17 protein-coding genes are annotated in these 16,199 nt (G+C 37.2%); 4 read left to right on the top strand and 13 right to left on the bottom strand.

The features are described from left to right. Nucleotides 1-5: 5 nt before the first annotated feature. Nucleotides 6-2,540, bottom strand: coding sequence for an AAA domain-containing protein (locus AC3WJG_RS19035; protein ID WP_337134013.1), 2,535 nt, complete (start codon nt 2,538-2,540; stop codon nt 6-8). A gap of 302 nt (nt 2,541-2,842) precedes the next feature. Here AC3WJG_RS19035 and AC3WJG_RS19030 point away from each other — a divergent pair, with 302 nt between their 5' ends. Then, nucleotides 2,843-3,880, top strand: coding sequence for a LysM peptidoglycan-binding and 3D domain-containing protein (locus tag AC3WJG_RS19030; protein ID WP_492588477.1), 1,038 nt, complete (start codon nt 2,843-2,845; stop codon nt 3,878-3,880). Between the two features lie 20 nt (nt 3,881-3,900). On the opposite strand, the gene AC3WJG_RS19025 is transcribed toward AC3WJG_RS19030, so the two are convergent. From AC3WJG_RS19025 to AC3WJG_RS19010, 4 genes are all read right to left on the bottom strand, one after another. Continuing rightward, nucleotides 3,901-4,377, bottom strand: a complete 477-nt coding sequence (locus tag AC3WJG_RS19025; protein WP_098600413.1) for a GNAT family N-acetyltransferase — start codon at nt 4,375-4,377, stop codon at nt 3,901-3,903. Nucleotides 4,378-4,379: 2 nt separating this feature from the next. After that, on the bottom strand, nt 4,380-4,586 hold the full coding sequence (locus AC3WJG_RS19020; RefSeq protein WP_102812684.1) for a zinc ribbon domain-containing protein: 207 nt from the start codon (nt 4,584-4,586) through the stop codon (nt 4,380-4,382). Nucleotides 4,587-4,762: 176 nt separating this feature from the next. Continuing rightward, entirely contained in the window at nt 4,763-5,584 is an 822-nt protein-coding gene (locus AC3WJG_RS19015) for an MBL fold metallo-hydrolase (RefSeq protein ID WP_337134014.1), read from the bottom strand. 291 nt (nt 5,585-5,875) lie between these two features. Then, complete coding sequence (locus AC3WJG_RS19010) at nt 5,876-6,085, bottom strand: cold-shock protein (RefSeq protein ID WP_013056977.1); 210 nt, start codon at nt 6,083-6,085, stop codon at nt 5,876-5,878. Between the two features lie 144 nt (nt 6,086-6,229). On the opposite strand from AC3WJG_RS19010, the gene AC3WJG_RS19005 reads away from it, so the two are divergent. Continuing rightward, nucleotides 6,230-6,679 carry a MarR family winged helix-turn-helix transcriptional regulator gene (locus tag AC3WJG_RS19005; protein WP_098333212.1) on the top strand — a complete coding sequence of 150 codons (450 nt, stop codon included), beginning with the start codon at nt 6,230-6,232 and terminating at the stop codon, nt 6,677-6,679. A gap of 61 nt (nt 6,680-6,740) precedes the next feature. Here AC3WJG_RS19005 and AC3WJG_RS19000 read toward each other — a convergent pair whose 3' ends face one another. Both AC3WJG_RS19000 and AC3WJG_RS18995 read right to left on the bottom strand, forming a co-directional pair. Next, nucleotides 6,741-7,160: an organic hydroperoxide resistance protein gene (locus AC3WJG_RS19000; protein ID WP_098314918.1), complete on the bottom strand. Its 420-nt coding sequence runs from the start codon at nt 7,158-7,160 to the stop codon at nt 6,741-6,743. 156 nt (nt 7,161-7,316) lie between these two features. Next, the gene (locus AC3WJG_RS18995; RefSeq protein ID WP_102812682.1) at nt 7,317-8,525 is read right to left on the bottom strand and encodes a DNA polymerase IV; all 1,209 of its coding nucleotides are present in this window, start codon (nt 8,523-8,525) and stop codon (nt 7,317-7,319) included. 164 nt (nt 8,526-8,689) lie between these two features. Here AC3WJG_RS18995 and AC3WJG_RS18990 point away from each other — a divergent pair, with 164 nt between their 5' ends. After that, nucleotides 8,690-9,268, top strand: a complete 579-nt coding sequence (locus AC3WJG_RS18990) for a DedA family protein (protein ID WP_025752333.1) — start codon at nt 8,690-8,692, stop codon at nt 9,266-9,268. A gap of 47 nt (nt 9,269-9,315) precedes the next feature. Here AC3WJG_RS18990 and AC3WJG_RS18985 read toward each other — a convergent pair whose 3' ends face one another. The 4 genes from AC3WJG_RS18985 to AC3WJG_RS18970 are packed head-to-tail and all read right to left on the bottom strand — an operon-like array spanning nt 9,316 to nt 13,080. Then, the gene (locus AC3WJG_RS18985) at nt 9,316-9,795 is read right to left on the bottom strand and encodes an RNA polymerase sigma factor (protein WP_013056972.1); all 480 of its coding nucleotides are present in this window, start codon (nt 9,793-9,795) and stop codon (nt 9,316-9,318) included. A gap of 16 nt (nt 9,796-9,811) precedes the next feature. After that, complete coding sequence (locus AC3WJG_RS18980; protein WP_337134015.1) at nt 9,812-11,824, bottom strand: DUF6449 domain-containing protein; 2,013 nt, start codon at nt 11,822-11,824, stop codon at nt 9,812-9,814. After that, the gene (locus tag AC3WJG_RS18975; RefSeq protein ID WP_221840511.1) at nt 11,799-12,698 is read right to left on the bottom strand and encodes an ABC transporter ATP-binding protein; all 900 of its coding nucleotides are present in this window, start codon (nt 12,696-12,698) and stop codon (nt 11,799-11,801) included. Before AC3WJG_RS18975 ends, AC3WJG_RS18980 begins: the two co-directional genes overlap by 26 nt. Further along, entirely contained in the window at nt 12,691-13,080 is a 390-nt protein-coding gene (locus AC3WJG_RS18970) for a GntR family transcriptional regulator (RefSeq protein WP_013083081.1), read from the bottom strand. The genes AC3WJG_RS18975 and AC3WJG_RS18970 overlap by 8 nt, the downstream gene beginning before the upstream one ends. A gap of 344 nt (nt 13,081-13,424) precedes the next feature. On the opposite strand from AC3WJG_RS18970, the gene AC3WJG_RS18965 reads away from it, so the two are divergent. After that, nucleotides 13,425-14,297, top strand: coding sequence for a selenium metabolism-associated LysR family transcriptional regulator (locus tag AC3WJG_RS18965; protein WP_028408587.1), 873 nt, complete (start codon nt 13,425-13,427; stop codon nt 14,295-14,297). Between the two features lie 68 nt (nt 14,298-14,365). On the opposite strand, the gene AC3WJG_RS18960 is transcribed toward AC3WJG_RS18965, so the two are convergent. Next, complete coding sequence (locus AC3WJG_RS18960; protein WP_013056967.1) at nt 14,366-15,565, bottom strand: MFS transporter; 1,200 nt, start codon at nt 15,563-15,565, stop codon at nt 14,366-14,368. Nucleotides 15,566-15,799: 234 nt separating this feature from the next. Further along, entirely contained in the window at nt 15,800-16,177 is a 378-nt protein-coding gene (locus AC3WJG_RS18955) for a PH domain-containing protein (RefSeq protein ID WP_014460184.1), read from the bottom strand. Between the last annotated feature and the right edge of the window lie 22 nt (nt 16,178-16,199).

Raw genomic sequence — 16,199 nt, 5'->3', positions numbered from 1 at the left:
TAAAGTTACAATAAATCTCTAGGCAAAACTTCCTTTTTGCACGATGGACAACATGCGTAGACGCCTTTATTTTCATCATAATCTACGTTCATCGGCTGCTTGCATGCTTTACATACAGCATGCACGTAGTTTAAATATTTTTCCATTAATAAACGTGTTGCCCCACTTGTTTTCCCGCAATAATAGCAAATAAACCTTACTTTTCCTTTTTTTGTTATCTCTACTTCTCGCATATGCTGACAAGATTCACAGCGATCCCAGCTGCGAAGATAATTGCTCAAAGAATATTGTGGTTTATTTGTTTCTATATACATTTTCGTTTCTTGATTTCTTGTTTTATCTTCGGTAAAGTCAATTGACCGAATAAGCTGTTTAGCGCCTAGCTTTGACTCAATTCTAGCTGCCATAAACGCTTCATTCTTTCCGCCATAAGGCATATTAATCCATATAGTAGATTCATCGATGATAAGCAGTGACATCGGAACAGGAGATGAAATGACATGAGCGCCGTCAATTCGAACTTCTGTTGGTTCACGAGTAAGAACGGTCAGTTCACCTTTAAACGAACTTAACATATCACGTATTTCTTGAGGAACAAGGGAAGCATAAGGAATACACAATAAAATCTGCTGCCGAGCTTGATATAAGTCTTTTTTTAACTGACTGCTGTTCGATGGATGATACCAAATCAATTTAGGATGCTGAATGACTTCTTTTAAAAATTCCTGAGGCTGGTATACTTTTTGATTTTCGTTAAAGTGGTTGACCAACTTCCATAACGCTCGCTCTTTTGGTACGCGCTGCTGGGCAAACAACTCGTCTGAAAGCATAATAAATTTTCCTTTTGAACGCGTCACCGCCACATTTACCAATCGATCGCTATTTTCATTTGTTAAAAATAATCCTGGTTTTGACTGCGGCTTTGTATCGACCGTGTCAAAAATCATGATATCTCGTTCCGCCCCTTGAAATTTGTGTACGGTTGCTGCAATTATATCGCTAGCTGGTTCAATATCTTGAAGAAATGCATTGATCAATTTAGCTTGAGACTTATAAGGAGTCACATAGCCAAGAGTAGCCGAAGAAGCTTTGCCTGCCCGCAGCATCAAACTTACCGCCAACACAGCCGTTATCACATTGTAGCGTGAGCCGGAAGCAGCATCTCGCATAGCGGAAGAATGCAAATGACCAATGTTAAGCATAAGCGCTGCTTCATGAGCAAACGGCCGGCTGCTTGCTACTACTTCTCGACTTGTTGTGACAGATGGATGATCTGCTACTCGATTGCTGTAAATATAGCGATTGGTAAAAGCTGAGATATCTTTATGCATTCTTCTTTGCTTCGTCAACATAAAAAGATGCGGGTGTATCTCACCGCTTTCTACTTGCTCTACAAGACCCGTCTGCTCAAATAAATCTCGCTGCAGCCACTTCTTCACTTCAGCATGAGAAGATTGAGATACCGGGGGAAGCTGTTTAAAATCGCCGCATACAACAATTCGTTTTCCTAACGTAGCTGCAAAAGCAATTTGCGGTGCATATGCCATGCTAATTTCGTCTACCACAACCATATCAAATTCACTTTGATAAAGTAATCGGTCAATAGCCGCTTTTGATAAAGTAGTGCCTACAATATACGCTTGATCAAAAACATTTTTCTCCGCTTCCATCCACTTGTTACGAAGGGCGTTTAGCTTTTTGTTAACTTGCTGAAGCTGGTGTGCTCTATTGGGATACCTGCTTAAGTAAACTCGTTCTTCTTGTAAATCACGCATCTCCTGAGCTAAATCCGGATCATCTTCTCCAATGACTTCTTCTACTTTTATATTTTCTAAGCCGCTGCTTTTTGTTGCTCCGTATCGAATGAGTTTTCCTTTTTTCCAAGCTTCTTTCTTTTTTAACTGACGCGCAGTTTCTTGCAGCAAACCGTCCACCGCTGCATTACTGTGAGATAATAAAAGGATCCGCTTTGATTTCCGGTAATAGCTTGCCGCGATTTTGGACAGCGTATATGTTTTTCCTGTTCCAGGAGGCCCCCAAATATAAGTAGTACGATTATAACGCGCTCGCAGTAACACTTCATGAAGAGCGTTCTTAGACGTATACTCCTTATGACGCACAGGACTATCTCCTCTCATAAGACGTTTGATTCTTACTATTTTTTGCTTGTAATCTTTTGATTCCGTGAGTCTATCAATGAGAGCCTGCAATAATTCCCATGGTTCGTTATATATATCGAGTTCGTCTACTTCTTGTCCAATAAACGCATCTATTTTAAGGTACAGATCAAACCCTTCTGTTCCAATCACTTCTCCTTTACTTTCTTTATGCTGGTGGACAAGGCGTACCTGAGCTCCATCAAAAAGGTATAAATCGGCTGTGCGTTCAAACCGGTAAAGATACGCATCCTCCTGCTGCCCTAAGTACTCTCCTTTTCCTACCGTATACTTTTCTCCGCCGTGTTTCTTCATATAATTAATCTCAATTGAAAGTGCGCGCACCCATGCTTTTAAATATGAAGAGATAGAGCGTTTTTCCATAGATGTCTAACTCCCTTTTTATCCGTTCATTTCTAACTTGTCTATTCTATCATGTCATTTGAATATAGCATAGCTTCTTTCTTCTTCATTTTTATAAAAGCAGAACATCTTTTTTACTATTCTATCTCTACAGACAAATTAAGACTTTTTTCATCATAATCGTAAAAAAAACTGCGTTTTTTCTATCACTTTAGACGCATTGTTACAAACTTGTAATATAAAACCTACCATTTTGTCATGAGTTTGTTACATATTGCTGATAGAATAAGAGACAACTATTGGAAATAAAGGAGAAATATTAGATGAAAAAACACATTTTTACATTAGGGGCTACAGCTTTAGTATCAATTGGAATTGCAGACGCAGCATCAGCTGACACAGACACGCATAAAGTAAAAGCTGGAGAAACGTTATTCAGCATCTCACAGCAGCATAATGTAACAGTTGAAGACTTAAAAAAGTGGAATGGTCTTTCTTCGACATTAATTTATGCAAACCAAACATTACAAATTGGATCTACATCTACTGACTCTTCATCTAGTTCAACTCCAACTACGACATCTTCAAATCATACATATACAGTAAAATCAGGCGACACGCTTTATCGTATCGCTAAAAACAACGGTACTTCTGTACAGCAGCTAAAAGAGTGGAATAACTTATCTAGTCATTTAATTTATGTGAATCAAGTACTAAAAATAAGCGGAACAGGAACTGTTTCATCATCACCTTCAGCACCTGTACAAGAAAAAACAAACGAAACGCAAGCATCCCCGGCTCCTAGCAACAGTAAAAGTTACAAAGTTCAGCCTGGAGATACAATGTGGAGCGTAGCACAGCGACACGGCATTTCAATTTCTCAATTAAAACAGTGGAATAACTTATCGTCTAATACGATTTACATTAATCAAGTGCTACAAATAGGCGGACAAGCTGCAGCTCAGGCGAAACCATCAACGCCATCACCTGCTGCTCCTTCAACACCGTCAAGTTCAGCACAGTCGACTTCAACGCCGGCACCTGCTCCAGTGCAAGAAAGCAAGTCGGTTTCGAAAGAGATTACGGTTGAAGCAACAGCTTATACCGCTTACTGTGCAGGCTGCAGCGGAATCACTGCTACAGGGATCGATCTAAGGTCAAATCCTAATCGAAAAGTAATTGCAGTTGATCCTCGCGTGATTCCATTAGGTTCTCGCGTATACGTAGAAGGTTACGGAGAAGCAATTGCTGGAGATACTGGCGGTGCCATTAAAGGTACTCGCGTTGATTTATTTATGGCATCTCAAAGCTCAGCTTTAAATTGGGGACGCAAAACGGTAAAACTTCAAATTTTAGATTAATCACTAAAAGCAGAAGCGTGTTAGTCGCTTCTGCTTTTTAATTTTTTTTCAAACATAATCATATCGATAGCTTGCAAGCCATTCTCGTAAATCGGTGGAACATACTGCAAAAAGAAATTCTTTCTGACACCCCTTTGATAAAAGCCTGCCTTTTTATAAAATGCTATGTTTTCAAGACTGGAGTCCGCTGTTCCTACAATCATTTTAGAATAATGGTTACACTCATACAATGCTTCTAACTTGTTAATGACTTTGCTGCCGATTCCTTTTCCTCTGTATGCTTCTTTTAAACCGATATTCTTTACTTCTACTGCCGATTCCTCTTCATCGATGAGGCACTGCACAACTCCTATCTCCTTCTTTTCATACACAATGGTAAATAAGGAACCTTCATTTATATACGACTTCACCACTTTTTCGTCTTCATCCCCTATTAATAGTAGGTTCAAATAGCAAGCGCGACTGTCTTTATCAATTTCAACAAGGTCGATATTCATCTTTATCCTCCAAAAAATAAGTCAATAATATTGCTGCCTCTTGAAGATGATTTATTATATAGCTCTGAATATCCGCAGTTCGTGCAATATACCACTGTAAAGTGATTGTGCTGAACGTCTAAGTATCTAGACAGTCCCGTTCCCGTTGTAGCAATTTCTTTTGTTTGTGCTTCTGTATGTCCGCATTTTATACAACCGTTTTTCCCCATTGTCATACTCCTTTATACATAAAATAATTTCTTATTTATATAAACGGCTAGAAAAGGAAAAAGTTTCATTTAATTGATAAATAAAGGAACTAAAGAAACCACATTTTCCATTACCTAGAAATAGAAAATGTGGTTTCTTACTTTTAGTATTAACGGTATGACTATACAGTTGGTTTCTATGACAGGAGTTCTCTTTCCATAATTTCAACGTTTTTTTGATGACATTGTGCGGTGAAATCAGAAGGAAACGCCAGTTTATCATTTAGCTTATCGAGCGCTTCTTTACTGTTTTCTTTCACTGCCGCTTGCAGTTCATCTAAATAAGAGCTGGCCATCTCCACTCGTCTTTGAATTTCAGCTCGGTGATGTGTCGTTTTCCCGTGCCCGGGAACTAGCGTTAGGTTTTGGTGCTTAGCTAAAATGTGTCGCGCAGTGGCAAGCGTGTCGCGGTAATCATTTACACTTTCATATATGTACGGATATTCAAAATCCGATAAATAATCCCCTGCAATCCATATCGAATCATCGACAATCATAAATAGGCCATCATTTGTATGACCTTTTGCAAAATAACAGGTAATGGATGTTTCGCCTAAAGTAATATGCTGTTCATTTTCGGTTACAACAATATCTAACTCTGGGAATATAATATCATGAGATCTTTTTATATAATAGTCATGATCAAACTGCTTAATCATTTGAACTTTTTCTTCTTTGTCCGGGTGATGTTTCAAAAATTTGCTGCCGATAAAGGTGGCATTTAATTCTAAGAAAGCGCCATACCCAATGACGTGATCAAAATCTCCGTGAGTAAAAAACACATACAGGTTGCGGTGGTTTGAGATCTCTTGAACATGCTGTTTAATTTCATTAATTTCGTGAGGAAGCCACGTTGGATCAACAACAATAACACAGTCTTTTGTTTCAATCACTGCAGATGTTGTTTGAAACAGCGCGCTTTCAAAAACCGTCATTTGCTCCGTTTTATATTGAATCATGAAAACAGCTCCTTATTTTTTCTATCACCTTTATTATAGCGGAAATAGAAAGATAAGGGCGCGTATGACGGTTTATAAAACGAAACTATGCAAGATGTGATAAAATGCGGAACCAGCCAAACAATGAAATCCAAATAGGAATACTAAATAAGGTTCCCCAAAATAAACCTTTCAAAAAGTTCCCTTGATTCATTCTGATCTTCCTCACCTTCATCGTATGTTGGTTTTTAGTCTAGCGCAGCTTGATGAAATTTTAGTGAAAAATAAAAAAAGAAGCAGCTGCTTCTTTTTTTATTTATTATAAAATTGGTGATCGTACTTAATTTTCGGCAGCTCGCGTACTTCCTGCGACATTTCCGTTCCGCACATCGGGCAGTTATAATCAACCGTAACAAAATCTTCTCTCATCCATCCATTACACGATTCAGATTGACACGCGTATACAGTCGTATCCATCATTTGATCTACTTCTTCTTCTACAGCTTTTTTTGCAAAATACATGTGCACAGCTCCCTTTTTTTCTTAGTATATGTAAAATTCCCATTTTTTATTTACAGCTTGATTACTTTTTCATCCGGCGTTATTGGACACCACTATTTAATTGTGTATAATTAAATAAAAAGCAATAGACTGGAGGCAACATGAATGGAACAACTTTATAAGCAGCTGCAGCTAGAAAATCAGCTTTGTTTCTCAATTTACGCCACGTCTCGAGAAATTACAAAGGTGTACAAGCCGCTGCTCGATAAATTAGGAGTAACCTATCCGCAGTATTTAGCCCTTCTTGTTTTATGGGAACATGAAACACTCAGCGTGAAAAAAATGGGCGAACTTCTGTATTTGGATTCAGGCACCCTTACTCCTATGCTAAAAAGAATGCAGGATCAAGAATTAGTGATTCGTCAGCGTTCTCATGAAGATGAACGCGTTGTTTTTATTAGTTTAACCGAAAAAGGAAAAAACTTACGTGATAAAGCTTGTCATATTCCAGAAGAAGTTTTTAGTATGACGAATAAGTCACAGGAAGAATTAGAAAAGCTGAAAGAAACGCTGCAGGAGTTATTGCAATCACTGCATACGTACAATCAAAAATAGACCATATAAAATTGCACATAAAAAAACGCCTGGATTTAAGAAAAATCCAGGCGTTTTTTATTTACTCAGCCGTTGTGTTTAACGTTACGTTAACATTTCCACGCGTCGCTTTAGAATACGGGCAGAATTGATGTGCATCTTCTACTAGCTTCTCAGCTACTTCTTGTGAAACGCCTTTAATATGAGCGTTTAACACCACGCCAATTTTAAAGCCATCATCAGTGTGGTCTTTTAGTAGACTTACCTCTGCAGTAATAGACGAATCAATGTCTTTTTTTTGTTTCTTTGCGATTAAATTTAAAGCACCGTCAAAACAAGCAGAATATCCTGCTGCAAACAGCTGCTCGGGATTTGTTCCTTCTTTTTTGTTATTTGGAGAAGGATTTACAAGGGTTAAATCAATAATACCATCATCTGATTTAACTCGACCATCTCGGCCTCCTACCGCTGTTGCTTTAGATGTAAATAGTACGTCTGACATAAGATCACCTCATAGATTATTTTATGTAATTTCATTGCAGACAATCAAAAAAGTCGCAATCAAATTCATTTTGTAATCACTTTGATTACCGTGATAGTAATGTATTTCCCCTTCTATAATGAGTGTAAACCTATTATTTTATACAAAAAAAGAGAGTTACCTCTCTTTTTTTCCTCTTTGTTTTTTTAAACCGCTTTGAATAATGTTATCTCCATATTTTTCACGCAAACTTTCGACAGCTTTGTATAAAGGCTCTTTTTTTGCTTCCTCTCCATATGTAAACAAATCTAACTGTTCTTCTTCCTGAACATGGTGGCTCACTTGAAGAGCAGCTACGCCTAATAAACGAATCGGTTCTCCGTTCCAATGCCTTTGAAATAATACCGCACTGTAATGAAAAAGATCATTTGGCTCGCTAATTGCTGTTGAAATAGTTTGGCTTCGAGTAATGGTTTTAAAATCACTGTATCGTATCGTTAATTGAATCGTTTTGCTTACAACTTTTTTCGCTTTCATACGAGAGCTTACGGAATGCGATAGTTTATTTAAAATAGGGAGAACTTCATGTTCATCTACTGCATTTTGAGACAGCGTCGTAGAGTTTCCAATAGATTTAAACTGTGATTGGCGATCAGGGTTCACCTGTCGATCATCTTGGCCCCATGCTCGTTCTTTCATAACTTCTCCTTTTACTCCGAGAGTTTGTTTAAGAAGACGGGGAGCGGCGTTTGCTAGATCACCTATGGTTACCACTTTAATCGCATTTAGCTTTTCAGCTGTTTTTTTACCGATTCCGTGCATTTCCTCCACCGCTTTTGGCCAAAGAACGGTTTGGACATCTCTTTTTCGAAGGACGGTAATCCCTAAAGGTTTTTGCATATCACTTGCTGTTTTGGCTAAAAATTTATTCGGTGCGATTCCAATTGACACAGGAATTTGCAGCGTCTGTATTAAATGCTGCTGAATGGACTTTGCTATATCAAGAGGCGAGCCTAATTCAGCACAGTTTGTAATATCCAAATAGCCTTCATCAATGGAAGCAGGCTCTAAAAGAGGTGAAATGGTTACTAAATAATCAAACATGTTTTTGGACACTTGGCGATATAATGGAAAATTAGGTTTTATAACAACCAGCTCAGGGCATTTTCTTTTCGCTTCCCAAAGAGGCATTGGCGCATATACTCCGCGTTTACGAGCAATATAGTTACAGGTTACAACAATTCCTCTTCGTTCCTTTGGATTGCCAGCAATAGCAAGAGGCTTATCTTTGAGCGTATGATCATGTGCGGTTTCAACAGATGCATAAAAAGCATTGGCATCAATATGAAGAATAACTTTGCCGTTTTTAGGGTACATCATTTTCATACTATCACCTCTTTCTGTATAATTAATCCCTGAAAGAAGAACGTACATTCTTATTTATTATAACTCTTTTTTTCTAAGTTGTGCGTACCTATACTTTATTTTTATTTTGAGCGAACACTGTGTGTCGCTCTCTCGTATTCTAATGAAGAAAGGAGGAAGAAAACGTGATTGATCAGCTTATCGGAGCCATTAACCAATTAGGCTACGGATATTTCTTTTTTATCATTTTAGTCGGAGCCAACCTTACTCCTATTCCTGACCCGGTATATATTATGCTTGCGGGCAGTCAAGCTACCTCTCCGTCCGTTCAGTATATTCCAGCTTTTATACTTACCTACAGCGGCATGATGATTAGCTTATATCTTAAGTTTTTGGTAGCCAGTCTTTTTTCAGCTCAGGCGCTTGCGCTATTAAAACGCCCGCGATGGGAAAAAAATGTGATGAAAGTCGAGCGAACGATTCAAGAATATGGATCTCATGCCATCATTGCAAGCTACTTTTTACCAGGCATGCGACATGTGATGCCTTTTTTTCTCGGAGCAAGCGGAATGAAGCATCGGCATTATATTAAAGTCTCATTTTCTTTCGGTTTTATTTGGACGCTCGCTTTATTTATTTTCGGTTCCTTTTTTAATACGACATCTTCTTATACGGACGTGATTGAGATCACTTTAGCTTTTTGTGCGATCAGTTTGATTATCTATGCCGTCCAAAGAAGAAAAATACGAAAAAAACAGCAGTAGTTTGTGTGAGAAGTTCTTTTTCACAAACTGCTGCTGTTTTATTTATATTAAATGACTTCATTATATCCCTTTACAAAGTATTTGCGCGCGCGGTAAAGAGCTGATTTTAACGTAGTCATCTGCATATTTAATAACTCCGCAATTTCTTCATATTTAAATCCAAATCCATATTTTAATAGAAGCAAATTGCGATACTTAGGATTCAATTTATTTAAAATCGCCTGACATTCAGCCGCTTCTTCATTTCTAAGCACCTGCTGAATAGGCGTATACATAACAGGCTCTTCTTTGTAAGAAGACGTATAGCGGTCTTTCACTATTTTACGCCTTCCTAAATCACACCGTTTATTTAATGCGACGCGAAACATCCAAGCTTTTATTTTTTCAGGATCGACCATTTCTTGTTTTTCTAAATACTTTAATGCTACTTCTTGCGTAATATCTTCGGCATCTTGTCTATTCACGCCATTTTTCAATAAATAAGCCAGCACCTGATTCAAATAATCTTGCAATTCCTCGCCGCACATAATAAGTTCTCCCTTGTTATTTTAGTTTTTCTTTTAGTTCTGTTGGAATCATGTTAGCATCAAACATTTGAACTTCAGGACTTGAATTTTTGTAACGAAAAACAACTATATAATCCCCTTGTTCTTGAATGGTTGTATGCGAAAGAAAATAATCGATTTGTTTGGAATCTTTAATAGTTAACGCACCTTTTCGTTTAGTCAGAATAGACGGATTGTTTATCCATGAAGGCTGAAGAGTTTCGTGATCTTTATTTTTTAAAACAACAACATTTGAAACGTCCTCTGGCATGATCCGAGCATTTTCAAACATTTTTTCTTGCTTGAGCCACTTTTCAACTCCTTTATATGATTTCTCAAAAGGTATGGAATCCACAATCTGTCCATTTTCGTCCATAAAATCAATGCTAGACCAGCTTTGTTGTCGACTCTTGGTATCTTCATACGTTTGGTTTTGTATTGACTTTCTTATCGCCTCTTTTAAACCCTCAATCTTGTTTGAATCTTTAATTGTGATAGGCTCTGACCGTTTATACATTGCATCAATTTGAACTTCTTTTACATACCTCATATTTTTATTATTAGGTTCTAAAATATAATAAAAATGGTTTTTATACTCGGGTGTTTCTATAATTCGTTTATAAAAAGCTTCATAATCAGCTTCACGTACCGCATATTGTCGAACAACTTTTTTTCCATTTTTTAAATTATAAGCAAATGTTATCTCACGAGCTTCTCCAGACTGTATTTCTCTTTTAGAAATATTAGGATGATCTTTTATGATTTGTTTATGCAATACTCTTATAAAATTAATAGTATTCTTACTAGAATAATAGTAAGGCGGTTTATAATAATCCCCTTGCTCTATATCGTGACTTTTAGAGTTATCTGTTAAAGAATAGCCGTCTTCACCAAAATATACAGATTGAATGTTTTCTTGATTCGGTAGATAGGTAGAGTAACCAAAAACATCCACTTTTAATCCTATCCCTATAACAATAGCCACTGCCACAAACAATATGTAGCCTTTCCATTTTCTAAATACACGCCATGTTTTAGCTAAAATCATATGTCCAAGAATATATCCTAATAAGGAACCAAAAACATAGCCGAAAATAAGCCATTTAAAAGAATCCTTCATCTCGCCGAAGTACATTCCCCACAATAACAGCGAACATGTCGTCAGCCCATAGATAAAAATAGGTTTTAACCATTTAAAAGCTATTGCATGAGTAGCAATTTCTAAACTTCTCTTTCGATATGCAATAAACGCAATGAAACAAAGCACACAAGCTACAATTGCATATATTACCAAACTTAGATAACTTTCTTTTCCACTATCTAATAAATCTATAATACGGACAAATGGAACTAACTTTTGTACATTTTGTCCTGAATAATAGGTCGTAGCAAACCCATACCAATAAAAATTAATATTCATAATGAAAAACTGAATCAGCGCAGCCGGAAGAATAAATAATATATACATAAACGCACCTTGCAGTATGGACATGCCTGTGAACATACCTGCAAATACTGCTCCAGAAAAAACAAAGATATTCAAAACAACAGTATCAATAGCCCAGTGAAGAATTAACTTTAGCGTATATAAATCTTCAATATTTACTGAATCTTTAATAAGAAAAAGGACGATGGCTGAAATGATAACAGGTAAAACTAACGATACAATCCCTAATAATACGTTTTGCCAAAACAGCACACCTCTACTTATTGGTAAACTATGAATATAATCAGCGGCTGATTTAGTTTGAATATATCGAAATAAAAATATGGCTAACACCACGGGTACAGTAAACATAAACAAAAATTGAAGGCTTTCAGCAACTTCAAACAGAGTCTTTAGTTTTTCTGTATACATTCCATCTTTATTAACTTCACCTGTATACCTCAAAATAATTTGAAGTGGTACGATAAATAAAAGAACAAGTGTATATAAAGCACCCACCCATCCTACATTCCTGACAGATTGAATCCACATCCCTCGGTTAAACAATGATGTTTTCGATTGCATAACCCACATCCCCCATTTCATAAATAAAGATTTCTTCCAGCGTAAGTGGCAAGATGTCAAAAATTAAAGGCTTATACGATCGAACTTTGTTGACTAAGTGATTTTCTTTTCCTCGAACAATACAAAGCAAGACGCTTCCTCGTTTTTCTTGATATAAAATGTCCAGCATGTCATAAAGCGCTAGCGGCACATCTCCTTCAAATGCAACTTGAATTTTGTGCACGTCTGATTTTAAATCATCCAGTTCTTTTTCAATTAATAATTGACCATGATGCAAGATGCCTACATGATCACAAAGATCTTCCACTTCTCGTAAGTTATGTGATGAAATTAAAATCGTCATTTCCCGTTCTGCCACGTCTTGAACAAGAAGGTTTTTAATTTTTTGACGCATTACCGCATCTAACCCATCGAGCGGCTCATCTAAGATAAGTACATCAGGCATAGCAGACATCGCTAACCAAAAACCTACTTGACGCTGCATTCCCTTGGACATTCTGTGTACCTTTTTATGTAATTGAATTGGGAAAGCTTCTTTTAATTTTTGAAACCGTTCTTCGTTCCAAGTCGGATAGACGCTTCTATAAAAAGACGCTAATTGCTTAATCGTTGTTTGAGGGAAAAAATAAAGAGAATCTGGCATAAAAATAAGACGTTCTTTTAAGCCAACGTTTTCAAATACTTCCTCGCCGTCTATTGCGATTTTCCCGTGATCTTGCTTGTAAATACCTGCAATGATTTTTAATAGCGTTGTTTTCCCTGCCCCGTTCGAGCCAAGCAGTCCGTAAATAGATCCTTTTTTTATAGAAAGCGTGACGTCTCTTAGAGCTTCCATTTCTTCAAACTCTTTTTTTATCGCCTTCAGTTCAATCACTATCGCTTCCTCCTTTTACTGCTTTTTCAGCCTGTGAAATAAGTGATAGAATTTCATCTTTATCCATCCCTAAATACATAGCTTCTGCCAACAGTTTTACTAATTCTTCTTTCATCTTTTTCACCTTCTCGTTATTTAGTGTATCAACTTGAGGCGTTACAAAACTTCCTTTGCCTGGAACTGAATAAATATAATTCTGATGTTCTAGTTCACGATACGCTTTTTGAATTGTATTTGGATTAATCGTTAATTCTTTTGCTAACAGCCGAACAGATGGAAGCTTTTGATCGGCCTTAAAGACTTCATGAATAATAAGCTCTTTCAATTTATCTACTAATTGCTCGTATATCGGCTTGCGACTACGAATATCTAAATCGAACATAGTCTACCTCCCTTCATCTACCCAAAATCATGATGTGTGTACTAGGTGTATTAACTGTATTACTTACCATATTACAGTTAATATTATAGTATGTTTTTTGGAAAAAACAAGTACTTTTTTTACTTTTGTTACAAATAGATGACAAAAAAGTGTTTAATAGCTTTATAGATGAAATGCAAATAACTGTAAACAAATTGCGTGGGCTGCCTTCGTTAGAAGCCAAAGTACTCCTTTAAATCAGCACCTCATTTTGTTTTTCTTACCCAGGTGCCTCTAGTTATTACCATAATAATGTTTTATAATGTTTATAATTAATTTTTTTAATATAAAAGGAGCCATACTCTATGTACTATGATGCGTTAAAGACGTTTGTTTCTGTTGTAGAAGAGCAAAGCTTTACAAAAGCTGCGGAAAAGTTAATGATTTCACAGCCAAGCGTAAGCGTACACATCAAAAATCTTGAAAAAGAATTTCAAACTTCCCTGTTCCTGCGTTCACCTAAAATGTTAAAAATCACACCCAGCGGCGAAATTTTATACGATCGTGCTAAACAAATGATTCAGATATATGAGCATACGAAACGAGATATTTATGAACATCATCACCGTGTCAAAGGAATGCTAACGATTGGCGCCAGTTTTACGATTGGCGAATATATTCTTCCTTCATTTTTAGCAAAGCTTCGTGAACAATATCCTGATATTGATGTAGAAGTGACTATCGGTAATACAAAGGAAATCGCTCAGCTTGTTCGTCATTTCAAAGTAGATGTAGGACTTATTGAAGGACACACGGAAGAATCCGACTTACATATTCAGTCCTTTATGGACGATGAGCTTGCCATCGTTGCGTCAGTGGATCACCCTTTAGCTCAGCTTAAAAAAGTAGAAATTGATGATTTACAAAATCAGCGGTGGGTAGCGCGTGAAAAAGGCTCTGGAACAAGAGAATATTTAGATCACGTTTTAATGTCCAATGGTTTAAAAATGAAAAGCATGCTAACAATCAGCAGCAATCAAGGAATTAAAGAAGCAATTGTTCATAATTTAGGAATGTCTGTACTGTCGCTTTGTGCTATTAAAGAAGATGTAGCACAAAAGCACCTATCGATTCTCAACGTTAACACCGCTCCTTTTAAGCGCCGTTTTTCTTATATCTATCCTGCTAACAGCGCTCATAAAAAAGTGGCGGAGCTTTTTATTCAGCTTTTAAACTAAAAAAGACTTTCCACACTGAGTGGAAAGTCTTTTTTAGTAAATAGCCATACATGTCTTTACATTCTTTTTTAGTGAACATGCGTCTGCTGAGCCGGCATTTTTGACAAACGAACAGCTAAGAAAAAGGCTGTTGTAAGAAACACACCAATTAAAGCAATAACACCTTTCCAGCCGTACGCACTCCAGCATAAGCCAGCCACCGTCCCTCCAACGCTTGATCCTGCATAGTAAAAAAACAAATACAAAGACGAAGCCTGAGCTTTGTCATGAGTTGCTCTTCTTCCTACCCAGCTGCTTGCGATGGAATGACTTCCGAAAAAGCCAAAAGTCAGCAGCAAAAGCCCGGTAATTTTTATCCATAAAACCGGATGCAGCGTAACGATTGAACCTATAAGCGTAACAGCAATCGTACATAACAGCACTTTTTTCCGGCCATATCGATCCGCCAGCGTCCCCATCCAGACCGAGCTGAATACTCCCACAAAAAAAATGACAAAAATAAAACTTACAAGGGTATGATTCCAAGAATACGGAGGAGCGGATAGAGCGTATCCAATATAATTGTATAAAGCTACGTTACTTCCAAGCAGCGCAAAACCAATAGCAAAAAGGCAAAGCATTCCTTTATCTTGAAGATGACTGCGAAGAGAGCCGGTAAGCTGACGAAGTTCAAAGGATCGTGAAGTGAAGTTTTGTGAATCTGGCAAGTTCATAAAAAAAACAAAGGTGGCCAGTAAACTGATTGCGCTTACAACATCAAGAGCTACGGACCAGTTGAAATATTCCGTGAGTACCCCTGTCATAAGCCTTCCCGCTACGCCTCCAAAGGCGTTTCCGCTTATATAAATCCCCATCGCTTTTCCTAAACTCCCTGGTTCAATTTCTTCTCCTAAGTAAGCCATGGCCACAGAAGGCAGCCCTGCTAAAACAATTCCTTGAATGACGCGAAAGACTAACAGCGTTTCAAAGGTAGAGCTAAATGCTGTCATGATGCATAGCAATGACGCAAAAATTAACGATAGGCCCATCAGTTTCTTTCGTCCCCACACTTCCGATAAAGAACCTAAAAAAAGCATACTAACCGCAAGCGTGATGGTTGTTAACGAAAGAGATAAACTCGCAAACGCCGGGGATATCCCGAATTCTCTAGAAAATTCGGGTAAAATGGCCTGTGTACAATATAAAATCGAAAATGTGTTGAAGCCTGCTGCAAAAAGCGCAACATTTGTTTTGCGAAAAGCTGATGTTCCAATTACGGTATAACTCACAGTTGGTCACTTCCTTTTTTCTCTAAAAAAAGCATATCACGGTTTTTTTATTCTGTATAATTCATTATGTAAATCGTTTTCATGCATTTCAGTAATGAGTGAAGTAAACAAATATAGAAGGACAACAACCTGATTATTTTTTAAACAGCTGCATGCGAGAAAGAAGATATTATCTCTTCCCGTTTTACACAAGCATAAAAAAAAGTCGAGCCAATTTTTCATGGCTCAACTTTTTTAATCTAATACATAAGATGCTAATACTTTTTGCACGTCGTAAATGCTTTTATCTTTACGGAATTCTTTTGAAATCGGCGCGCTAGAACCTGATACCCAGATATTTAATTCCGCATCTAAATCGAACGTTCCAGCAGTTTCTACGCTAAAATGGGTAATCGTCTTATAAGGAATGGAATGATAATCTGTTTTCTTTCCCGTCACTCCTTGCTTATCAACGATAATTAAGCGCTTCGTCGTAAACACCATTAAATCGCGAATGACTTTATATGCTTGTTCCACTCGCTCGTTGGCAATTAAAATATTTTGTAAGTCTTTTTCAGTTCCTCTTATATCTGCTTCTGATGCATTTCCTAATAGTCCATCTAATATACCCATACTGATCACTCCTTTATATCTA

The organism is Priestia sp. FW507-14D1A, assembly GCF_058781295.1.
This window is presented reverse-complemented; position numbering and strand designations above follow the sequence as displayed.

Bases quoted from the DNA above. Each gene is read 5' to 3' on its own strand.
- AC3WJG_RS19035 (WP_337134013.1), bottom strand. From the start codon at position 2,540: ATGGAAAAACGCTCTATCTCTTCATATTTAAAAGCATGGGTGCGCGCA.
- AC3WJG_RS19030 (WP_492588477.1), top strand. From the start codon at position 2,843: ATGAAAAAACACATTTTTACATTAGGGGCTACAGCTTTAGTATCAATT.
- AC3WJG_RS19025 (WP_098600413.1), bottom strand. From the start codon at position 4,377: ATGAATATCGACCTTGTTGAAATTGATAAAGACAGTCGCGCTTGCTAT.
- AC3WJG_RS19020 (WP_102812684.1), bottom strand. From the start codon at position 4,586: ATGGGGAAAAACGGTTGTATAAAATGCGGACATACAGAAGCACAAACA.
- AC3WJG_RS19015 (WP_337134014.1), bottom strand. From the start codon at position 5,584: ATGATTCAATATAAAACGGAGCAAATGACGGTTTTTGAAAGCGCGCTG.
- AC3WJG_RS19010 (WP_013056977.1), bottom strand. From the start codon at position 6,085: ATGTATTTTGCAAAAAAAGCTGTAGAAGAAGAAGTAGATCAAATGATG.
- AC3WJG_RS19005 (WP_098333212.1), top strand. From the start codon at position 6,230: ATGGAACAACTTTATAAGCAGCTGCAGCTAGAAAATCAGCTTTGTTTC.
- AC3WJG_RS19000 (WP_098314918.1), bottom strand. From the start codon at position 7,160: ATGTCAGACGTACTATTTACATCTAAAGCAACAGCGGTAGGAGGCCGA.
- AC3WJG_RS18995 (WP_102812682.1), bottom strand. From the start codon at position 8,525: ATGAAAATGATGTACCCTAAAAACGGCAAAGTTATTCTTCATATTGAT.
- AC3WJG_RS18985 (WP_013056972.1), bottom strand. From the start codon at position 9,795: ATGTGCGGCGAGGAATTGCAAGATTATTTGAATCAGGTGCTGGCTTAT.
- AC3WJG_RS18980 (WP_337134015.1), bottom strand. From the start codon at position 11,824: ATGCAATCGAAAACATCATTGTTTAACCGAGGGATGTGGATTCAATCT.
- AC3WJG_RS18970 (WP_013083081.1), bottom strand. From the start codon at position 13,080: ATGTTCGATTTAGATATTCGTAGTCGCAAGCCGATATACGAGCAATTA.
- AC3WJG_RS18965 (WP_028408587.1), top strand. From the start codon at position 13,425: ATGTACTATGATGCGTTAAAGACGTTTGTTTCTGTTGTAGAAGAGCAA.
- AC3WJG_RS18955 (WP_014460184.1), bottom strand. From the start codon at position 16,177: ATGGGTATATTAGATGGACTATTAGGAAATGCATCAGAAGCAGATATA.